General features: G+C 69.3%; 16 protein-coding genes. 5 read left to right on the top strand and 11 right to left on the bottom strand.

Annotated elements, in window-relative coordinates; translation table 11 throughout:
* Positions 1-8: 8 nt before the first annotated feature.
* Both ACTIF2_RS27325 and dxs read right to left on the bottom strand, forming a co-directional pair.
* Positions 9-737 (bottom strand): TlyA family RNA methyltransferase, encoded by a 729-nt coding sequence (locus tag ACTIF2_RS27325; protein WP_439500295.1) that lies wholly within the window; start codon positions 735-737, stop codon positions 9-11.
* Between the two features lie 11 nt (positions 738-748).
* Positions 749-2,659: a 1-deoxy-D-xylulose-5-phosphate synthase gene (dxs, locus tag ACTIF2_RS27320; protein ID WP_439500294.1), complete on the bottom strand. Its 1,911-nt coding sequence runs from the start codon at positions 2,657-2,659 to the stop codon at positions 749-751.
* Between the two features lie 163 nt (positions 2,660-2,822).
* Between dxs and ACTIF2_RS27315 the strand changes: the two genes are divergently transcribed.
* Positions 2,823-4,046, top strand: coding sequence for an MFS transporter (locus ACTIF2_RS27315; protein WP_439500293.1), 1,224 nt, complete (start codon positions 2,823-2,825; stop codon positions 4,044-4,046).
* On the opposite strand, the gene ACTIF2_RS27310 is transcribed toward ACTIF2_RS27315, so the two are convergent.
* Positions 4,024-4,944 (bottom strand): pirin family protein, encoded by a 921-nt coding sequence (locus tag ACTIF2_RS27310; protein WP_439500292.1) that lies wholly within the window; start codon positions 4,942-4,944, stop codon positions 4,024-4,026. The genes ACTIF2_RS27315 and ACTIF2_RS27310 overlap by 23 nt on opposite strands.
* A 122-nt stretch (positions 4,945-5,066) precedes the next feature.
* On the opposite strand from ACTIF2_RS27310, the gene ACTIF2_RS27305 reads away from it, so the two are divergent.
* Positions 5,067-5,735, top strand: coding sequence for a GntR family transcriptional regulator (locus ACTIF2_RS27305; protein WP_439500291.1), 669 nt, complete (start codon positions 5,067-5,069; stop codon positions 5,733-5,735).
* Between the two features lie 110 nt (positions 5,736-5,845).
* The gene (locus tag ACTIF2_RS27300) at positions 5,846-6,439 is read left to right on the top strand and encodes a biotin transporter BioY (protein WP_439500290.1); all 594 of its coding nucleotides are present in this window, start codon (positions 5,846-5,848) and stop codon (positions 6,437-6,439) included.
* 58 nt (positions 6,440-6,497) lie between these two features.
* Here ACTIF2_RS27300 and ACTIF2_RS27295 read toward each other — a convergent pair whose 3' ends face one another.
* The gene (locus tag ACTIF2_RS27295) at positions 6,498-7,055 is read right to left on the bottom strand and encodes an NAD(P)H-dependent oxidoreductase (RefSeq protein WP_439500289.1); all 558 of its coding nucleotides are present in this window, start codon (positions 7,053-7,055) and stop codon (positions 6,498-6,500) included.
* Positions 7,056-7,140: 85 nt separating this feature from the next.
* Between ACTIF2_RS27295 and ACTIF2_RS27290 the strand changes: the two genes are divergently transcribed.
* Positions 7,141-8,049: a LysR substrate-binding domain-containing protein gene (locus ACTIF2_RS27290; protein WP_439500288.1), complete on the top strand. Its 909-nt coding sequence runs from the start codon at positions 7,141-7,143 to the stop codon at positions 8,047-8,049.
* 7 nt (positions 8,050-8,056) lie between these two features.
* On the opposite strand, the gene ACTIF2_RS27285 is transcribed toward ACTIF2_RS27290, so the two are convergent.
* The 6 genes from ACTIF2_RS27285 to ACTIF2_RS27260 all read right to left on the bottom strand — a co-directional run bounded on the left by ACTIF2_RS27285 (position 8,057) and on the right by ACTIF2_RS27260 (position 12,338).
* Positions 8,057-8,623 (bottom strand): hypothetical protein, encoded by a 567-nt coding sequence (locus ACTIF2_RS27285; RefSeq protein WP_439500287.1) that lies wholly within the window; start codon positions 8,621-8,623, stop codon positions 8,057-8,059.
* Positions 8,620-9,837 carry a YcxB family protein gene (locus ACTIF2_RS27280; RefSeq protein WP_439500286.1) on the bottom strand — a complete coding sequence of 406 codons (1,218 nt, stop codon included), beginning with the start codon at positions 9,835-9,837 and terminating at the stop codon, positions 8,620-8,622. Before ACTIF2_RS27280 ends, ACTIF2_RS27285 begins: the two co-directional genes overlap by 4 nt.
* 61 nt (positions 9,838-9,898) lie before the next feature.
* Positions 9,899-10,156 carry an exodeoxyribonuclease VII small subunit gene (locus ACTIF2_RS27275; RefSeq protein ID WP_439500285.1) on the bottom strand — a complete coding sequence of 86 codons (258 nt, stop codon included), beginning with the start codon at positions 10,154-10,156 and terminating at the stop codon, positions 9,899-9,901.
* Positions 10,157-10,216: 60 nt separating this feature from the next.
* The gene (locus ACTIF2_RS27270; protein ID WP_439500284.1) at positions 10,217-10,681 is read right to left on the bottom strand and encodes an Lrp/AsnC family transcriptional regulator; all 465 of its coding nucleotides are present in this window, start codon (positions 10,679-10,681) and stop codon (positions 10,217-10,219) included.
* A 120-nt stretch (positions 10,682-10,801) separates the two neighbouring features.
* On the bottom strand, positions 10,802-11,791 hold the full coding sequence (locus tag ACTIF2_RS27265) for an NUDIX hydrolase (RefSeq protein WP_439500283.1): 990 nt from the start codon (positions 11,789-11,791) through the stop codon (positions 10,802-10,804).
* Positions 11,792-11,825: 34 nt separating this feature from the next.
* Positions 11,826-12,338: a tyrosine phosphatase family protein gene (locus tag ACTIF2_RS27260; protein ID WP_439500282.1), complete on the bottom strand. Its 513-nt coding sequence runs from the start codon at positions 12,336-12,338 to the stop codon at positions 11,826-11,828.
* Between the two features lie 126 nt (positions 12,339-12,464).
* Here ACTIF2_RS27260 and ACTIF2_RS27255 point away from each other — a divergent pair, with 126 nt between their 5' ends.
* Entirely contained in the window at positions 12,465-13,025 is a 561-nt protein-coding gene (locus tag ACTIF2_RS27255; protein WP_439500281.1) for an acyl-CoA thioesterase, read from the top strand.
* A gap of 102 nt (positions 13,026-13,127) precedes the next feature.
* On the opposite strand, the gene ACTIF2_RS27250 is transcribed toward ACTIF2_RS27255, so the two are convergent.
* Positions 13,128-15,623 (bottom strand): hybrid sensor histidine kinase/response regulator (locus ACTIF2_RS27250; RefSeq protein ID WP_439500280.1); only part of this gene is annotated, 2,496 nt, incomplete at its 5' end.

The following is a 15,623-nucleotide window of genomic DNA, read 5'->3' as shown; positions in this document are numbered from 1 at the left end:
AGCAGAGTCTAACCCGACCGTCGCCCGCCGATCAGGAACTCGCGATTTCCGTCTCCGCCTTCGATCGGGGAGGGGATCGGACCGCTGATCGCAAAATCCAGCCCGAGCAGGCGCGCCGCGATCTCCTCGCAGACGCGGGCATGAATGGCCTCGTCGCGGACCACGCCCTTCTTGAGCGCGGCCCGCCCCGCCTCGAATTGCGGCTTGATCAGCGCGACGATCAGGGCATCCCTGGCCAGCAGCTCGGCGACGGCGGGCAGAACGAGCTGCAGCGAGATGAAGCTGACATCGATCACGGCCAGGCTCAGTGCCTGGGAGAAGTCGGAGGCGGCCATCGCCCGGATGTCCCTGGCCTCGAGGCTGGTGACGCGCGGGTCGGTCCGCAGGCTCGCATGGAGCTGCTCGCGGCCGACATCGACGGCATGGACATGCGCCGCGCCGCGCTTCAGCAGGACGTCGGTGAAGCCGCCGGTCGAGGCGCCGACATCGAGGCAGGTCCGGCCGGCCGGGTCGAAGCCGAAGGCGTCCAGCGCCGCCGCCAGCTTGAGCCCGCCGCGCGAGACGTAAGGATGAGGGGCAGCAGCGACGATGACTGCGCCGGGGGCGATCATCTCCGACGCCTTGCGCACCACGACGCCGTCGACCGTGACCAGGCCGGCCGCGACTGCGGCCTGCGCGCGGGCCCGGCTTTCGAAGAAGCCGCGCTCCACGAGGAGATGGTCCGCCCGGCTTTTCATCGCGGCCGCGCTCAGGCGCGACGGATCGCGCTCGGCGCGCCCAGCGCCTGCTCGACGCTGCGCACGATGCCGGCAGCATCGAGCCCGGCTTCCGCGTACATGACCTCGGGCTTGTTCTGGTCCTGGAAGCTATCGGGCAAGGTCAGCGTCCGCACCTTCAGCCCGCCGTCGAGCAGGCCGCTGCGCGCCAGGAGATGCAGGACATGGCTGCCGAAGCCGCCGACCGAGCCTTCCTCGACCGTGACGAGGATCTCGTGCTCGCGGGCCAGCCGCAGGATCAGCGCCTCGTCGAGCGGCTTGGCGAAGCGGGCATCGGCAACCGTCGTCGACAGGCCGCGCTGGCCGAGCAGCTCGGCCGCCGCGAGGCTTTCCGCCAGCCGCGTGCCGAGCGAGAGGATGGCGACGCGCGAGCCCTCGCGGACGATCCGGCCCTTGCCGATCTCGAGCGGAATCCCGGTTTGCGGCATCTCGACGCCGACGCCTTCGCCGCGCGGGTAGCGGAAGGCGATCGGCCCGGCATCATAGGCGGCTGCGGTCGCGACCATATGGGTCAGCTCGGCCTCGTCGGCCGCCGCCATCACCACCATGTCGGGCAGGCAGGCGAGATAGGCAACGTCGAAGGCGCCTGCATGCGTCGCGCCGTCGGCGCCGACCAGCCCGGCCCGGTCGAGCGCGAAGCGCACCGGCAGCTTCTGGATCGCGACGTCATGCACGACCTGGTCATAGGCGCGCTGCAGGAAGGTTGAATAGATCGCGCAGAACGGCTTGTAGCCTTCGCTCGCCAGCCCGGCGGCAAAGGTGACCGCATGCTGCTCGGCGATGCCAACATCGAAGGTGCGGCCGGGAAATTCCTTGCCGAAGGCGTCGAGCCCGGTGCCCGACGGCATGGCGGCGGTGACGGCGACGATCTTCTCGTCCTCGCGCGCGGCCTTGATCAGCGCGTTGGCGAAGACGCCGGTATAGCTTGGCGCATTGGCCGGGGCCTTGGTCTGCTGGCCGGTGACCGGATCGAACTTGACGACGCCGTGATACTTGTCGGCGCTGGCCTCGGCGGGCGCGTAGCCCTTGCCCTTCTGCGTCACGACATGGACGAGGATCGGCCCGGTCCCGGCGTCGCGGACATTGCGCAGCACCGGCAGCAAGTGGTCGAGGTTATGGCCGTCGATCGGCCCGACATAATAGAAGCCGAGCTCCTCGAACAGCGTGCCGCCGGTCCAGAAGCCGCGCGCATATTCCTCGGTGCGCTTGGCCTTCTCGTGGAAGAAGCGCGGCAGCCTCCCGGCCAGGTATTTCGCGACCTCGCGCAGCGAGCGATAGGTCCGCCCCGAGACGAGCCGGGCGAGATAGGCCGACATCGCGCCGACCGGCGGGGCGATCGACATATCGTTGTCGTTGAGGATGACGATCAGCCGCGAGCCGAGCGCGCCGGCATTGTTCATCGCCTCATAGGCCATGCCGGCCGACATCGCGCCGTCGCCGATGACGGCGATGACATTGTTCGGCTTGGCCGACAGGTCGCGTGCCACCGCCATGCCGAGCCCGGCCGAGATCGAGGTCGAGGAATGGGCTGCGCCGAACGGATCGTATTCGCTCTCGACCCGCCGGGTGAAGCCGGAGAGGCCGCCGGGCTGGCGCAGGGTGCGGATGCGCTCGCGCCGGCCGGTCAGGATCTTGTGGGGATAGGCCTGGTGGCCGACATCCCAGATCAGCCGGTCGCGCGGCGTGTCGAACACATGATGCAGCGCCACGGTGAGCTCGACCACGCCGAGGCCGGCGCCGAGATGGCCGCCGGTGACCGAGACGGCGTCGATCGTCTCCGCCCTGAGCTCGTCGGCGAGCTGCTGCAACTGGCTATCGTCGAGCGCGCGCAAGGCGGCCGGATCGGGAACCTGATCGAGGAGAGGTGTGGCGGGGCGGGGCACGGCGCGGCGACGCAATCTTTCAAGCTGATCGATCTCGAATAAAGCCTGCGGGCGGCGCTGGCAAACCGGTGCGTCGTCGCATGCCCGCCTGGGCAGGAAACGGGTGGGGCCGGGGCCGGGCGCATGAGACGCTCTGGCAGCCTTGCAACCATGGGTATCCGCCATGTCGTCCCGCCTGCCTTTCGCCCTGCTTCTCGCCGGAATCGTCGCGCAATTCGCCGACAAGCTGGCACTGGACACGATCACGCTCGCCGCGACGCAGGCCGGCGCGACACCGCGTCTGGTCGGCCTCCTGGTCGCCGCGCAATCGGCCGCCTGGCTGCTCGTCTCGCTGCCCGCCGGCGTCGTCGCGGACCGGATCGCGCCGCGTTCGCTGATTCTGGCCGGCGGTGGGCTGATGCTTCTGGGCTCTCTCGCCGGCGCGGCCCTGCTCGCCTCGGGACAGGCCGGCTGGGCGCTGGCGTTCTCGGCCTTCATCGCGGCGTCCGGACCGGTGATCATCGTGCTCTCGATCTTCGTGCTGCTGCCGAGCCGGGTCGCGGTCGCTGATCTGCCGCGCGCCAATGGCCGGATGGAGCTCGGCCGCGCCGTGCTGAGCCTGGCTGCGCCGTTGCTCGCCGGCTGGGCGGTGGCGCGCGGCGCCGGAGCACTCGGCCTCGTGCTTTGCGCCCTTTGCGGCATCGCCGTGATGGTCGCGGCGCTGCGCCAGCCGGCCGAGCGCCCCGCCGCTCCCGCACGGCAGGCCCTGCATCGCGCCATCGCCGAGGGCGGGGCCTTCGTGGCGCGCCACCCCTATCTCAGGCCGATCGCGCTGTGCGCCATCGGCTGGAACTTCGCCTTCTTCGCCTTCATGGCGCTGTTTGCACCCTATGCCGCGCGCATCCTGCTGATGGAGCCCGGCGCGATCGGCCTCGCCTCGTCGGTCTATGGCGCCGGCCTCGTGCTCGGCGCGCTGGTCGGGCCGGCGCTGATCGCTCGCATGCCGACCGGCGTCCTGCTCGTCTTTGGCCCGGCCTCCTCGCTGCTGGGCGCGCTGGTCGCTGCGGCAGTGCCGGCCGGCTTCGGCTGGGCGGCGCTCGCCTTCGCCTTCTTCCTGTTCGGCTTCGGCCCGATCCTGTGGTCGATCGTCCAGACCAGCCTGCGCCAGGCGGTGACCCCGCAGGCGCTGCTCGGCCGGGTCAGCGCGACGCTGACCACCGCGACCTTCGGCATGCGCCCGCTCGGAGCGCTCGCCGGGGGCCTCGCCGGCGAGTGGCTCGGGCTGGAGCTGGCGATCTGGCTGCCGGCCGCCGTGTTCGGCCTCTCGACGCTGGCGATCCTGGCCTCGACGATGCCGGCCCTGAAGGCGATGCCGGAGGGCGAGCTCAGCCTTCAGGCAGCGGAATGAACTCTTCCGCATCGCCGGGCACCGTGTCGAAGCGCCCGGCCTTCCACTCGGCCTTGGCCTGGTCGATGCGCTCCTTCGAGGAGGAGACGAAGTTCCACCAGATATGGCGCGGCCCGTCCATCGGCTCGCCGCCGACCAGCATCAGCCGGGCCTGGTCGAGCGCCAGGATCGAGATGCGGTCGCCGGGCTTGAAGATCAGCAATTGCCCGGCGCCGAACTCGTCTCCGGCGATGTCGATCTTGCCGGAGACGATATAGACGGCGCGCTCGTCATAATCGGGATCGAGCGGCAGGATCGCACCCGGCGCCAGCACGGCCTCGGCATAGAGCGTCTCCCAGGGGAATTTCACCGGCGAGGTCTGGCCATAGGCCGAGCCCATGATCAGGCTGATGCGCTTGCCGTCGCCGGTGATGCGCGGCAGCTCCGGCGCGGCGTGGTGGATGAATTCGGGCGCGTTCTCCTCATGCGTCTTCGGCAAGGCGAGCCAGGTCTGGATGCCGTAGAGCTTCGGCGCCTTGAGCCGCTCCTCCGGCCCGGTGCGTTCGGAATGGACGATGCCGCGTCCCGCCGTCATCAGGTTGACCGCGCCCGGGCGGATCGGCAGCGCGGTGCCGAGCGAATCGCGGTGCATGATCTCGCCGTCGAAGAGATAGGTCACGGTCGAGAGCCCGATATGCGGATGCGGCCGCACGTCGATGCCCTCGCCGAGCAGGAACTCGGCCGGTCCCATCTGGTCGAAGAAGATGAACGGCCCGACCATCCTGCGGCCGATCGCGGGCAAAGCGCGCCTGACCGAGAAGCCGCCGAGATCGCGGGCGCGGGACACGATCACCTGTTCGAGCGCGGCGCAGGAGCGGGCGTCGCCGGGGATCGGATCGTCCGCGGGCAGTTGCGACATGAGAACCTCCTCCGGGTGAGGGGCGGAGTCTGGCTGCAAGCCGGGCCGGGAGCAAGCGGCCTGCAGGCTTGCCGGTCGATTCCCCGCTCGACAGGGCGAGCCCGCAAAATTATCTATAAAAAATGAGCCAGCCACCCAGGGAAACCGCCGCGATCCGGATCAGCCGGATCCTGGCCGACCGCATTATTTCCGGAGCGATCGAGCCCGGCGCTCGCCTGCGGCAGGACCATGTCGCCGCAGAGTTCGGCGCCAGCCATGTCCCGGTCCGCGAGGCCTTCCAGCGCCTGGAGGCGCAGGGCCTCGCCGTCAGCGAGCCGCGCCGGGGCGTGCGCGTCGCCGCCTTCGATCTCCACGAGGTCCGGGAAGTGGCGGAGATGCGGGCCGCGCTGGAGGTGCTGGCCTTGCGCCATGCCGCCCCGCATCTGACCCGGGCGATCCTCGATCAGGCCGAGGAGGCGACCAAAGCCGGCGACCATTCGCCGGATGTCCGCTCCTGGGAAGAGGCCAATCGCCGCTTCCACCGGCTGATTCTCGCGCCCTGCGGCATGAAGCGGCTGCTGGCTGCGATCGACGATCTGCATGCCGCCAGCGCCCGCTTCCTGTTCGCCGCCTGGCGCTCCGAATGGGAGGCGCGCACCGACCACGATCATCGCGCGATCCTGTCGGCGCTGCGTGAGGGCCAGGTCGAGCAGGCCGCCGCGATTCTCGCCCGGCATGTCCAATGGATCGGGCGCAAGCCGGTCCAGACCGCGTCGGGAGCGACCCGGGAGGCGTTCGCCATCGTCGGCTGAGGTCGCTGGCACCACCGGACTTGCTTTCCCGCCCGTGATGTGGAGTCAGTAATAGATCAGATTCAAAAATTATAGATAATTTGGATCTGACCTCATCACGGAGATCGCAAATGACCGATAGGATTCTGTCCGAGACCCGGCCGCTCGCCGGCCCGCTGCGCCTGTCCGGGCGCCCTGTCCTTCAGCAGGCCGGCGCCGTGCTGGCGGGCACCCTGCTCCTTGCCCTGGCCTCGCAGATCAGCGTGCCGATGGTGCCGGTGCCGGTCACCATGCAGACCTTGGCGGTGACCTTGATCGGCGCCTTCTATGGCTGGCGGCTCGGCGCCGTGACGGTTCTGGCGTGGCTGTTCGAGGCGATGCTCGGCCTGCCGGTGCTGGCCGGCGGCGCATCGGGCCTGGCGCCCTTCATGGGGCCGACCGGCGGCTATCTCGTCTCGTTCCCGATCGTGGCCGCCCTGGTCGGCTGGCTTGCCGAACGGGGCTGGGGCGGCGGCAATCTGCTGCGCTCCTTCATGGCGATGCTGCTCGGCAACGCGCTTTGCCTCGTCTTCGGCTGGGCCTGGCTCGCGACGCTGATCGGCGCGGAGCGGGCGCTGCTCGCCGGCGTGGTGCCGTTCCTGATCGGCGCCGTCCTGAAATCCGCCCTCGGCGCCGCGATCCTGAAGGTGTCCAGCCGCAACGCGGACGCGGATGTGAGCGCCTGACGATGGTGGCCATGCCGCGCGCAGGCTCCGGCCTGCCGCGGCATGGGGCCTCGTCGCCTTAGCTCGCCACGTCCAGTCTGGCAGCCGGCATGCGCCGGATGCGTCCGGCATAATGCGCGCCCGCTAGCTGCAGCGCCTCGGCATCCGCCTTGTGCGCCGCATAGATCAGGAAAGGCTCCTGCCAGACGAGGCCGCAGCGATGCGCCGTCGCCTCGAGCGGGCGCATCAATTCGCGCAGCGAGAAGCGGTTCTGGCCGCCGCGAGCATAGGCCTCAGGCACGTTCCCGGCCGTCGCCGCGATCAGCAGGGGCTTTCCTTCCAGCAGCCGCCCTTCGCTCTCATAGGCGAGATAGAACATCCGGGTCAGCACGGCGTCCTGCCAGGCCTTGAGCAGCGGCGGCGTCGAGTACCACTGCACGGGGAACTGGAAGACGATCCGATCCGCCGCCAGCAGCCGCGCGACCTCCGCGTCGGTGTCGATCACGCCATCCGGATATTCCGCCTGCATGTCGACGATCGTGACGCCGGGCAGGGCACTGGCCGCCTCGCACAGCGCGCGATTGGCGTTCGAGGCGGCATAGGTCGGGTGAAACAGCAGGATCAGGGTGTTCGGCATGGCGTCCTCCTTTGCGATGGCCAAAGGATGGGGCCAGCTCGAAAATCACTCCAATGGATGATCAATATATCGTATTATCGACCCCATGAATTTACGTGCGGTCGATCTCAACCTCCTCGTCATGCTCGACGCGCTGCTCGACGAGGCTCATGTCTCGCGCGCCGCGGAGCGGATCGGCCTGTCGCAACCGGCGGCGTCGAGCGCGCTCGATCGCTGCCGCCACCTCTTCGGCGACCGGCTCCTGGAGCGGGGTAGGGGGCGGATGCGGCTGACGCCGAAGGCGCAGGCACTGCAACAGCCGATCAGGGATCTGCTGGCCGGGATGACGGCGCTGCTGGATCCTCCGGAGCCCGATCTCGCGACCTTGCACGGCACGGTCCGGGTCGTGACGGCCGAGCTGCCGCCCGCGCTGCTGGCCGGTGGATTGTATCAGGACCTGGCGCGCACCGCGCCGCGCCTTACGCTCGCCCTCATGCCCTGGCGCGGTGCGTCGGAGGCGCTCGAGGCGCTGGCGCGCGGTGATGCCGATCTCGCCATCTCGGTCTTTCCCGAGCTCGACAAGGATTTCACCCGGCGGGAATTGCTGCGCGAGCACTATGTCGTCGCCATGCGCAAAGGGCATCCCGCCGCCGCCGGCTTCGATCTCGAGCGCTGGCTCGCCTATCCGCATATCCTGGTGTCGGGACGAGGCGAGACCTATGGCGCGCTCGACGAGGCGCTCTCAGTGCATGGCCGCAAACGCCATATCGGCCTCGTCGTTCCGAGCTTCCTGAGCGTGCCGCCGCTCCTGCTCAGCTCCGACCTGATTGCGCTGCTGCCGAGCCGGACGCTGCCACCCGGGGAGGGTGGGCCATTCGTGACGCTGGCGCCGCCGCTCCCGGTCTCCGGCTTCCCCCTGCACCTGGCATGGCATCGGCGCAGCGAAGGCGATGCCGCTGCCCGTCATGTCGCCCGGTTGATCGAGGCGCGCCTCGCCACTCCCGCCGGGGCGTAGAACCGCGTCAATCCGCCGGCCTGACGCTTTCAATCATCCCGCGACCGGCCTGATGGCGCAGCTTGCCGGTCTCGCAGGTCTTGCAGATTACGCCGAGATACCAGCCGTCGACCACGGTCTCGGCGAAGAGCCCGGATTTGTAGTTGTGCCGCGCGTCGGTCTCGATCAGGTACCAGGGCCGCCCGCCGATATCGGTCAATCCGAGCGGCTGCAGCACCTCGGCATCCTGGCTCGTCGCCTTGAGCACCGCTCTGATCCGCAAATAGCGGTCGAACGGCGATTCGTAGAGCGCCTTGAGCCGCGTCGCGTCATCCGCGCCGGGCCGACGTTCGGCCTGGAACAGGAATGTGCAGGTCTCCTGCGTCTGCTTGCAGTCCGGCGTCTCGCAAACGAGCTGGACGCGGGTGCGGCCGTCCGATCCGGTCTTTCCCTCCAGCGGACCATCGAGCCGCCAGCCTTCCGGCAGGTCGACCGCGATCCCCCGCGGCAAGTGCAGGATCTCGGCCTGGGCGGCGCCAGCCAGGACCGGCGCGAGCGACAGGACGGCGATCGCGAGCCATCGTGAGCCGGTCATGTGCGTGCCTCCGGTTCGGGGCGGATATGATCCCGGGCCAGCCGATCGAAGACCGTCATCTGTCCGGAATCAAGTGCGCGCCGGGGCAGGAGCATCGGCTCCTCCCGCCGCAGATGCAGGAAGATGTGCTCGCCTTTCGTCTCGACGCCGCTGAAGGCCGCCCAGTCCCAGCGATTGACGAGCCCGTCCTGCCGCGTTTCCATCCCGCTTTCGGAGAAGCGGACCTCCGTCTCATAGGTCGCCTTGCTCTCCTGCAGCATCTTGCCGAGCGCCCGCGCATGCTGCCGCCTGAACCAGGGATGCGCCGCGGCGATCGCCAGCACGAGGGCGCAAAGGCCGAGCGCCGGCTTCCAGAACTGCGTCAGGAACATCTCGCCGAAGAGCGGCAGTGCGAATTGCCAGGGCACGCGATTGGAATCGATGCTCCACACGAACAGCATCAGCGCCGGTGCGACCAGGACGGCGCCGAGCATCGCCAAGATGAAACCGCGCCTGCGGCGCCTGCGCATGCCGGGCCGGTCCATCTGGCCGTTCAGCCCGGCCACGCGGTCCTCGAGGTTCTGGCTGAACCTGATGCTGAGCTCCGCCGAGGCGGGCGAGGCCTCGATGGTCCCGTTGCCGGCGGTGGCGTCGCGTCCCTCGGCCGTGCCGCAATAGGCGATCCAGTCATGCAGCCGGCCTTGCTGCTCGGCCGGGATGTCGCGTTTCGGCAGCGCCACGACGTCCTCGACGCCCACCGGCGACAGGAAGAGATGCTCCGGGCCGTCGGTCAGGCTCCCGGCCCGATGACAGGCGAGATGGCTTTGATGATGCGGCGCCGAACTCGCGAGGCCCGTCGCGTCGAAGCGGTGGCTGACCGGCATCGGCGCGTCCTGCCCCTCGTCGATGAACCAGCGCCGCAGGCTGCTGCGGGCATGAAACGGGTAGAGCAGGTAATAGGTCAGGAGAATCGCGGTGAAGCCGGCGATCCCGATGCCGGTCGGTCCGGCCAGCGATTGCAGGAAGAGCCTGAGGAGCAGCGCGCTGTCGCGCTTGCCGCCTTCGCCCCAGGCGCTCGACAGCGCCCCGAGCAGCGTGAGGAAGCAGAGGACCGCGAGCACGATCAGGACGCGCCGGCGCGCCCGGACCATCAGATCGCGATAGGCGAAGGCGGAGGCGGCGACCCGGTCGTCCAGCGTGAGCGAGGTCGCGATCTCGATCGGCGGCGGGGGCATGTCCGCAGGAAGCGGTTTTGCCGCGATGCTGGGAGTCCGCATATCCGCCGGCCGCGATCGGCTACTTGTCCACGTCGAGCGGCGCCGTGCCGGTCGGCTTGCCGTCGGCGCCGAGCGTGATCTTCTCGATCCGCGCCTCGGCCTGCTTCAGCAGCGCATCGCAGCGCGCCTTCAGCGCTTCGCCGCGGGTGTAGATGTCGATCGATTCCTCGAGCGGCACGTCGCCGCGCTCGAGCCGGGCGACGATCGCCTCGAGCTGTTTCAGCGCCTCCTCGAAGGGCAGGGCGGCGATGTCGGAATTGGATTTGGCGTCGGTCAAGGTCGGCGATTCCCGTTGGGGGCCTGTTATCGGCCCTGCCTCCGGTCGCCGCAACCCCGCTCAGACCGGAAGCGCCGAGGTCTTCTTGATCGTGCGCAGTGTCAGCGTCGACTGCACGCGTGTCACGCCCGGAAGCTGCGTGATGATATCGGTGTGGATACGCTCGAAATCGGCGCTGTCGCGATAGATCACCCGCATCAGGTAATCATGCGCGCCGGCCAGCAGGTGGCATTCCAGGATCTCGGGCAGGTTCTGGACCGCCTGCTCGAAGCCTTCCAGCGAGGCGCGGCCCTGCTGGTCGAGCGTGACGAAGACGAAGGCCGTGCCGGGAAAGCCCGCGATCTTGTCGTCGAGCATCATCGCGTAGCCGCGGATCAGCCCGCTCTCCTCGAGCTGCCGGACGCGGCGCAGGCAGGCCGATGGCGAGAGATGGACCTTCTCCGCCAGGTCCGAATTGGTGATGCGGCCGTCATTCTGCAGAATCCGCAGGATCGCGCGGTCGCGGGAATCGAGTTCGATCATCATAGAATTTCCTTCTCGCCGCGATGGTTCGTCGCAAATTTCGCGAGAAGCAAGCAATTTTCTGCATCGATCACCGGCAGATGCGCCGATATCCGCGCCAACTCCCTTCGCAATCGCACAAAACTAGCGCTCGGCACCAATCGCGCGGCTGCCGACGCGCAGGCCAGGCGCCGGTCGCTCGGCAATGACCTCGCGACGGTAGCGGAAGAGCGCCGCCGGCCGCCCGGCCGTGCGGGTCATCGTGCCGGTCGGCTCGACCAGCGCGGCGCTCTCGACCAGCCGCCTGAAGTTCTGCTTGTGCAGATGTCGGCCGGAGATCGCCTCGACCGTATTCTGGAGCGCGGTCAGGGTGAAGGCGTCCGGCATCAGCTCAAACACGACCGGGCGGTATTTGAGCTTGGCCCGCAGCCGGCCGATCGCGGTGGCGAGGATGCGGCGATGATCGAAGCGCATCGCCTGGCCGAGCAGCGGGCCGGGCGCCTGCTCGCGCGAGCCCGGCCCGCGGTCCCGTTGCGCCTCGAAGGCGAGGCCGGAATCGTAGAGCAACTCGTAGCGCTCGAGCGTCTTCTCCTCGTCCCAGGGCGCGCCGGCCTCGCCGAAACAGGCTGCCAGCCGCTGCTGCCGCGACAGCGCGCGCCGGTCCTGCTCGGCCCGCTCGGCTGCCTTGTCCTCGGCCCAGCGCCGCAGCAGCGGCAGGATCGTCGAATCGAGCAGGGTGGGGCGCCCGGCGCGCCAGTCCTCCCAGGGGAAGAAGCCGTACCACGGGCGGAAGGCGGCCTGCGCCGTCAGCGTCGGAGCGCGCGTCAGCGCCAGATAGCCGACGGAGACGACATGCGGGCCGGCCTCGCGGATCTCGGCCTGACGGCCGCGGTCGCCGAACGTATAGAGCTGCTCGACATAGCCCAGCGATAGCGCCGTCTGGTCGGCGACCCAGGAGCGCAGGCCGATCTCGAAGGTCCGATGCGCCAGGGGGTCGAACGGGCCGTAGGGCAGGCCCGGAGTCTCGTCGCCGTCGCCGGCCTGCGCGGTCAGGATATGGGGCTGGCCGCCCGAGAAGGCGACGATGGCGGCCGCAAGGCCGATCTCGATGGCGGGGGGCGTCAAGTCTGGCATGTCGGGGCCACGATGCCGCAAGCCTGCGTCGGCCTCAATCGAGATCGATCCGGAACGGCGTTCCCTCGAACGCGTCTGCCCCCCGGCCGATGCGCTCGACCGCGAGCGTCATGCGCCCGCCGCGTCCGAGAATCTGGTCGGCGACGGCGACCAGCCGGGCATTGGGCGTCGCCGAGGGCGAGGCGGCCCGCAAGGCGAGCGCGATCTCGTTCTCGCAGCGCCCGGGCCGCAGGGCGCAGGCGGCGATATAGGCGGCCGCCGTCGAGCGGCTGATGCCGGCCCAGCAATGGAACAGGATCGGGGCGGCGCGGTCCCAGTCCCGCACGAAGCGCAGCACGCGCTGGACATGGTCCTCGCCGGGCATGACATGCCCGTCCATTGGCACGGTGATGTCCGACATGCCGATGAAGAGATGGCGCTCGGCGGCGATGCCGACCGGGCGCTCGACCATGGTGTCGACATTGATCAGCGTCACCACATGGCTCGCGCCAATGGCGGCGACCGTCTCGTGCAGCTTCGACAGGGACGAGACGTGGAGGCTTGGCATGGAGCTTGGGTCCGACGCGATACGCCCCGAAGGATGGCGCGAGTCGGTGACGATGATATGGCCTGAAGCGGGTTTGGGGCTAGAAGGGCGCTGCCACCCTCGCGGCCTCGTTCCACAGGAGCCTTCATGAATCTCTGGCTGCGCCTGCTCTGGCTCCTGCTGACGACGCCCTTCCGGCCGAAGCTGAAGCCGCCTTTCGAGCCGTCGGTCCTGCCGTTCCGCGTCTGGTTCCACGATCTCGACACCAGCCTGCACATGAATAATGGCCGCTACTGGAGCCTGATGGATCTCGGCCGCACCGACCTGATGCTGCGCACCGGCCTGTGGCGCACGATCCTGCGCGAGGGCTGGGTGCCGGTGGTCAATTCCGGGATGATCCGCTTCCGCCGCGAGCTCAGGCTGTTCCGGCCCTTCCGGATCGAGACCGCGATCCTGTGCTGGACCGAGAGCTGGCTCGTCATGCAGCACCGCGTCGTCAGCCGCGGCCGGGACGGTAGCGAGATCGTCGCGGCGGTCGCGCTGGTGCGGGCCGCCCTCTATGACCGGGGCGACAAGAGCTTCGTGCCGGTCGCGCGCCTGATGGAGGAGATGGGCCTCAGCGTCGAGAGCCCGCCGGCGAGCCCGGAAGTCGCGGCCTTCCTCGCCTCGGAGGAGGCGATGCGTCAGGCCGGAGCCGCCGAGCGCTGAGCGCTCCGCCGTCATTGTGAGCGCAGCGAAGCAATCCAGAGCTTCACGCGCAGCCCCTGGATTGCTTCGTCGGCTGCGCCTCCTCGCAATGACGGGGAGGGGCTATTCCGCCGCCAGCCGCGTCGCGCGCCATTGCGCCAGCAGGGCCCGCAGCGCGCCGGGCTTCAGCGGCTTGTTGAGGATATGCACGTCGAAGGCGGCCGCCGCCTCGCGGACCTGCGGCGAGCGGTCGGCGGTGAGCAGGATCGCCGGAAGCGGCAGGCGGGCGCGCTCGCGCAGCGCCGCAATGGCGGCCAGGCCGTCGCCATGGTCGAGATGATAATCCGCGATCACCACATTGGGCTCGCCGCCGGTCCTCGGCAGGGCAAGCGCCTCGTCGAGCCCGGGCGCGATCGCGACGGTGCAGCCCCAGCCTTCGAGCAGCCGCTTCATGCCGTCGAGAATGGCGGGCTCGTTGTCGATCACCATCAGCCTGAGCCCGGCCAGCTGCCCGGCCGGGGAATGGCGCGGCGCCGCCCCGGTCGCCATCGCCGGAAGCGGGGCGGCGCGCGGCACCAGCACGCAGAAGCGCGTGCCGCGCCCCGATGTCGAAACGAGCGTCAGCTTGTGGTCGAGCGTGCGCGCGATGCGCTCGACGATCGAGAGGCCGAGGCCGAGCCCGCGGGCGACCTTGGCGCCCTGGTCGAGCCGCTGGAACTCGCGAAACACCGTCTTCTGCTTGCTGAGCGGGATGCCGAGCCCGGTATCGAGCACCTCGATCGAGATCTGGTTGCCGCGCCTACGGCAGCCGACCAGCACCTTGCCGTTCGGCGTGTATTTGAGCGCGTTCGAGATCAGGTTCTGCAGCAGGCGCCGGAGCAGGCGCCGGTCCGAGCGCAACGCAACGGAGCTCGCCACAAAGACGAGCCGCAGGCCCTTCTCCTGGGCGCTCGGCTCGAACTCGCGCTGGAGCTGGCGCATCAATTCGTCGAGCCGGAAGCTCGTCAGCTCCGGTTTCAGCGCGCCGCCGTCGAGCCGCGAGATCTCCAGCAGCGCCGTCAGGATCTCCTCGACGGCATCCAGCGAGGCGTCGATGTTCTCGGCGAGCTCGGGGCTCGCCGCGATCCGGTCGCGCTCGACCAGTGCCGTGGCGTAGAGGCGGGCTGCGTTGAGCGGCTGCAGCAGGTCATGGCTCGCGGCGGCCAGGAAGCGGGTCTTCGAGGCGTTCGCCTCCTCCGCTCCGGCCTTGGCGCGCTGCAGCTCGGCATTGACGTGCAGGATCTCCTCGGTGCGCTCGGCGACGCGGCGCTCCAGGCTCTCGTTGGTCCGCTCCAGCTCCTCATGCGCCGCGACCGTCTCGGTGATGTCGGTATAGGTCGTCACCAGACCGCCATCCGGCAGCGGGTTCGAGCGGATCTCGATCACCTTGGTCGATGGGTAGAGCTTGAGCCGCACCGGCTCGCGGTCGTTGACGAAGCTTTCGAGCCGCGCCGCCATCAGGTCGTCCTGCTCGCCGTCGCCATAGGCGCCGCGCGCCGCGTTGTAGCGCACGATCTCGTCGAGCCCGGTGCCGAAGCGCACCAGCGATTGCGGCAGGTCGTAGAGCTCGATGAAGGCCTGGTTCCAGGCCAGCATCCTGAGGTCGCGGTCGAGCACGGTGATGCCCTGTCCGGCATGGTCGAGCCCGTGCTGCAGGATGTCGCGATTGTATTGCAGCGCCGCCGAGGCGTCGTCTAGCAGCTTGAAGGCCGCCTCGGTCGACAGGTTCCGGCGGCGCAGCAGGAGCGAGAGCACGAGCCGCGAGGACGCTGCCCCGATGGCGGAGGAGAGCAGATGCTCGCCGAAGCGCAGCATGTGGATGTCGGCCTCGCGATTGCCGCCCGGCACCTCGCCACGCCCGCTGGCGAACCCGTCGAAGGCGCGCTGCGTCCGCTCCTGGCCGAGATAGCGGCCGATGGTCGATTGCAGCTCCGCTTCGGTGACGCTGGAGCGCCAGAGCGAGAAGGACTGGGCCATGGTCGCCCGGTCGGATTCGACGAAGGCATTGGCCTGCAGCCGCTCCATCGCATTGGCCGGTCGCAAAAGCGAGAAGCCGACATAGCAAAGGATGTTGAGCCCCAGGCTCCAGGCGACGCCATGCGGCAGCGACGGCAGGTCGAGCCCGAACAGCGCCTCGGGCCGCAGGGCCGCGATTCCGAGCGGGCCCTTGGCGATCAGCTCGCTCCAGGGGCCGTCCGGATGGGACAGGCTCGGTATCAGCAAGGTATAGGCCCAGAGGGTGGTGCCCACCGTCAGGCCGGCTGCCGCGCCGAGCGCCGTCCCCCGCCGCCAGAGCAGGCCGCCGAAGAAAGCGGGCGCGATCTGCGCGGTCGCGGCGAAGGACAGGAGGCCGATCGAGACCAGCGCGGCCTCGCCGGCGGCACGGTAATAGGCATAGCCCAGCAGGATCACGATCAGGATCGCGACGCGCCGGATGATCACGACCTGCGAGCCGAGGTCGCCGCCGGTGCTGCTGTTGCCGGCGCGCCGCGCCCTCGCAGCCGAGCGGTCCGGATCGCTCAGCAGGCCGCGCCCGCGCAGCAGCAGCGGCATGACGAGATGGTTCGAGATCATGATCGC

Origin of the sequence: Allobosea sp. (genome assembly GCF_051860145.1) — a bacterium.
In the GTDB taxonomy this organism is placed as follows: Bacteria; Pseudomonadota; Alphaproteobacteria; order Rhizobiales; family Beijerinckiaceae; genus Allobosea.
Note: the sequence above shows the minus strand (reverse complement) of the source record. Positions and strands in the feature narration are given on the sequence as shown.

Coding starts and splice junctions, on each gene's coding strand:
- ACTIF2_RS27305 (WP_439500291.1), top strand. CDS start 5,067: ATGAGCCAGCCACCCAGGGAAACCGCCGCGATCCGGATCAGCCGGATC.
- ACTIF2_RS27285 (WP_439500287.1), bottom strand. CDS start 8,623: ATGACCGGCTCACGATGGCTCGCGATCGCCGTCCTGTCGCTCGCGCCG.
- ACTIF2_RS27290 (WP_439500288.1), top strand. CDS start 7,141: ATGAATTTACGTGCGGTCGATCTCAACCTCCTCGTCATGCTCGACGCG.
- ACTIF2_RS27310 (WP_439500292.1), bottom strand. CDS start 4,944: ATGTCGCAACTGCCCGCGGACGATCCGATCCCCGGCGACGCCCGCTCC.
- ACTIF2_RS27315 (WP_439500293.1), top strand. CDS start 2,823: ATGTCGTCCCGCCTGCCTTTCGCCCTGCTTCTCGCCGGAATCGTCGCG.
- ACTIF2_RS27265 (WP_439500283.1), bottom strand. CDS start 11,791: ATGCCAGACTTGACGCCCCCCGCCATCGAGATCGGCCTTGCGGCCGCC.
- ACTIF2_RS27270 (WP_439500284.1), bottom strand. CDS start 10,681: ATGATGATCGAACTCGATTCCCGCGACCGCGCGATCCTGCGGATTCTG.
- ACTIF2_RS27260 (WP_439500282.1), bottom strand. CDS start 12,338: ATGCCAAGCCTCCACGTCTCGTCCCTGTCGAAGCTGCACGAGACGGTC.
- ACTIF2_RS27295 (WP_439500289.1), bottom strand. CDS start 7,055: ATGCCGAACACCCTGATCCTGCTGTTTCACCCGACCTATGCCGCCTCG.
- ACTIF2_RS27300 (WP_439500290.1), top strand. CDS start 5,846: ATGACCGATAGGATTCTGTCCGAGACCCGGCCGCTCGCCGGCCCGCTG.
- ACTIF2_RS27255 (WP_439500281.1), top strand. CDS start 12,465: ATGAATCTCTGGCTGCGCCTGCTCTGGCTCCTGCTGACGACGCCCTTC.
- ACTIF2_RS27325 (WP_439500295.1), bottom strand. CDS start 737: ATGAAAAGCCGGGCGGACCATCTCCTCGTGGAGCGCGGCTTCTTCGAA.
- ACTIF2_RS27280 (WP_439500286.1), bottom strand. CDS start 9,837: ATGCCCCCGCCGCCGATCGAGATCGCGACCTCGCTCACGCTGGACGAC.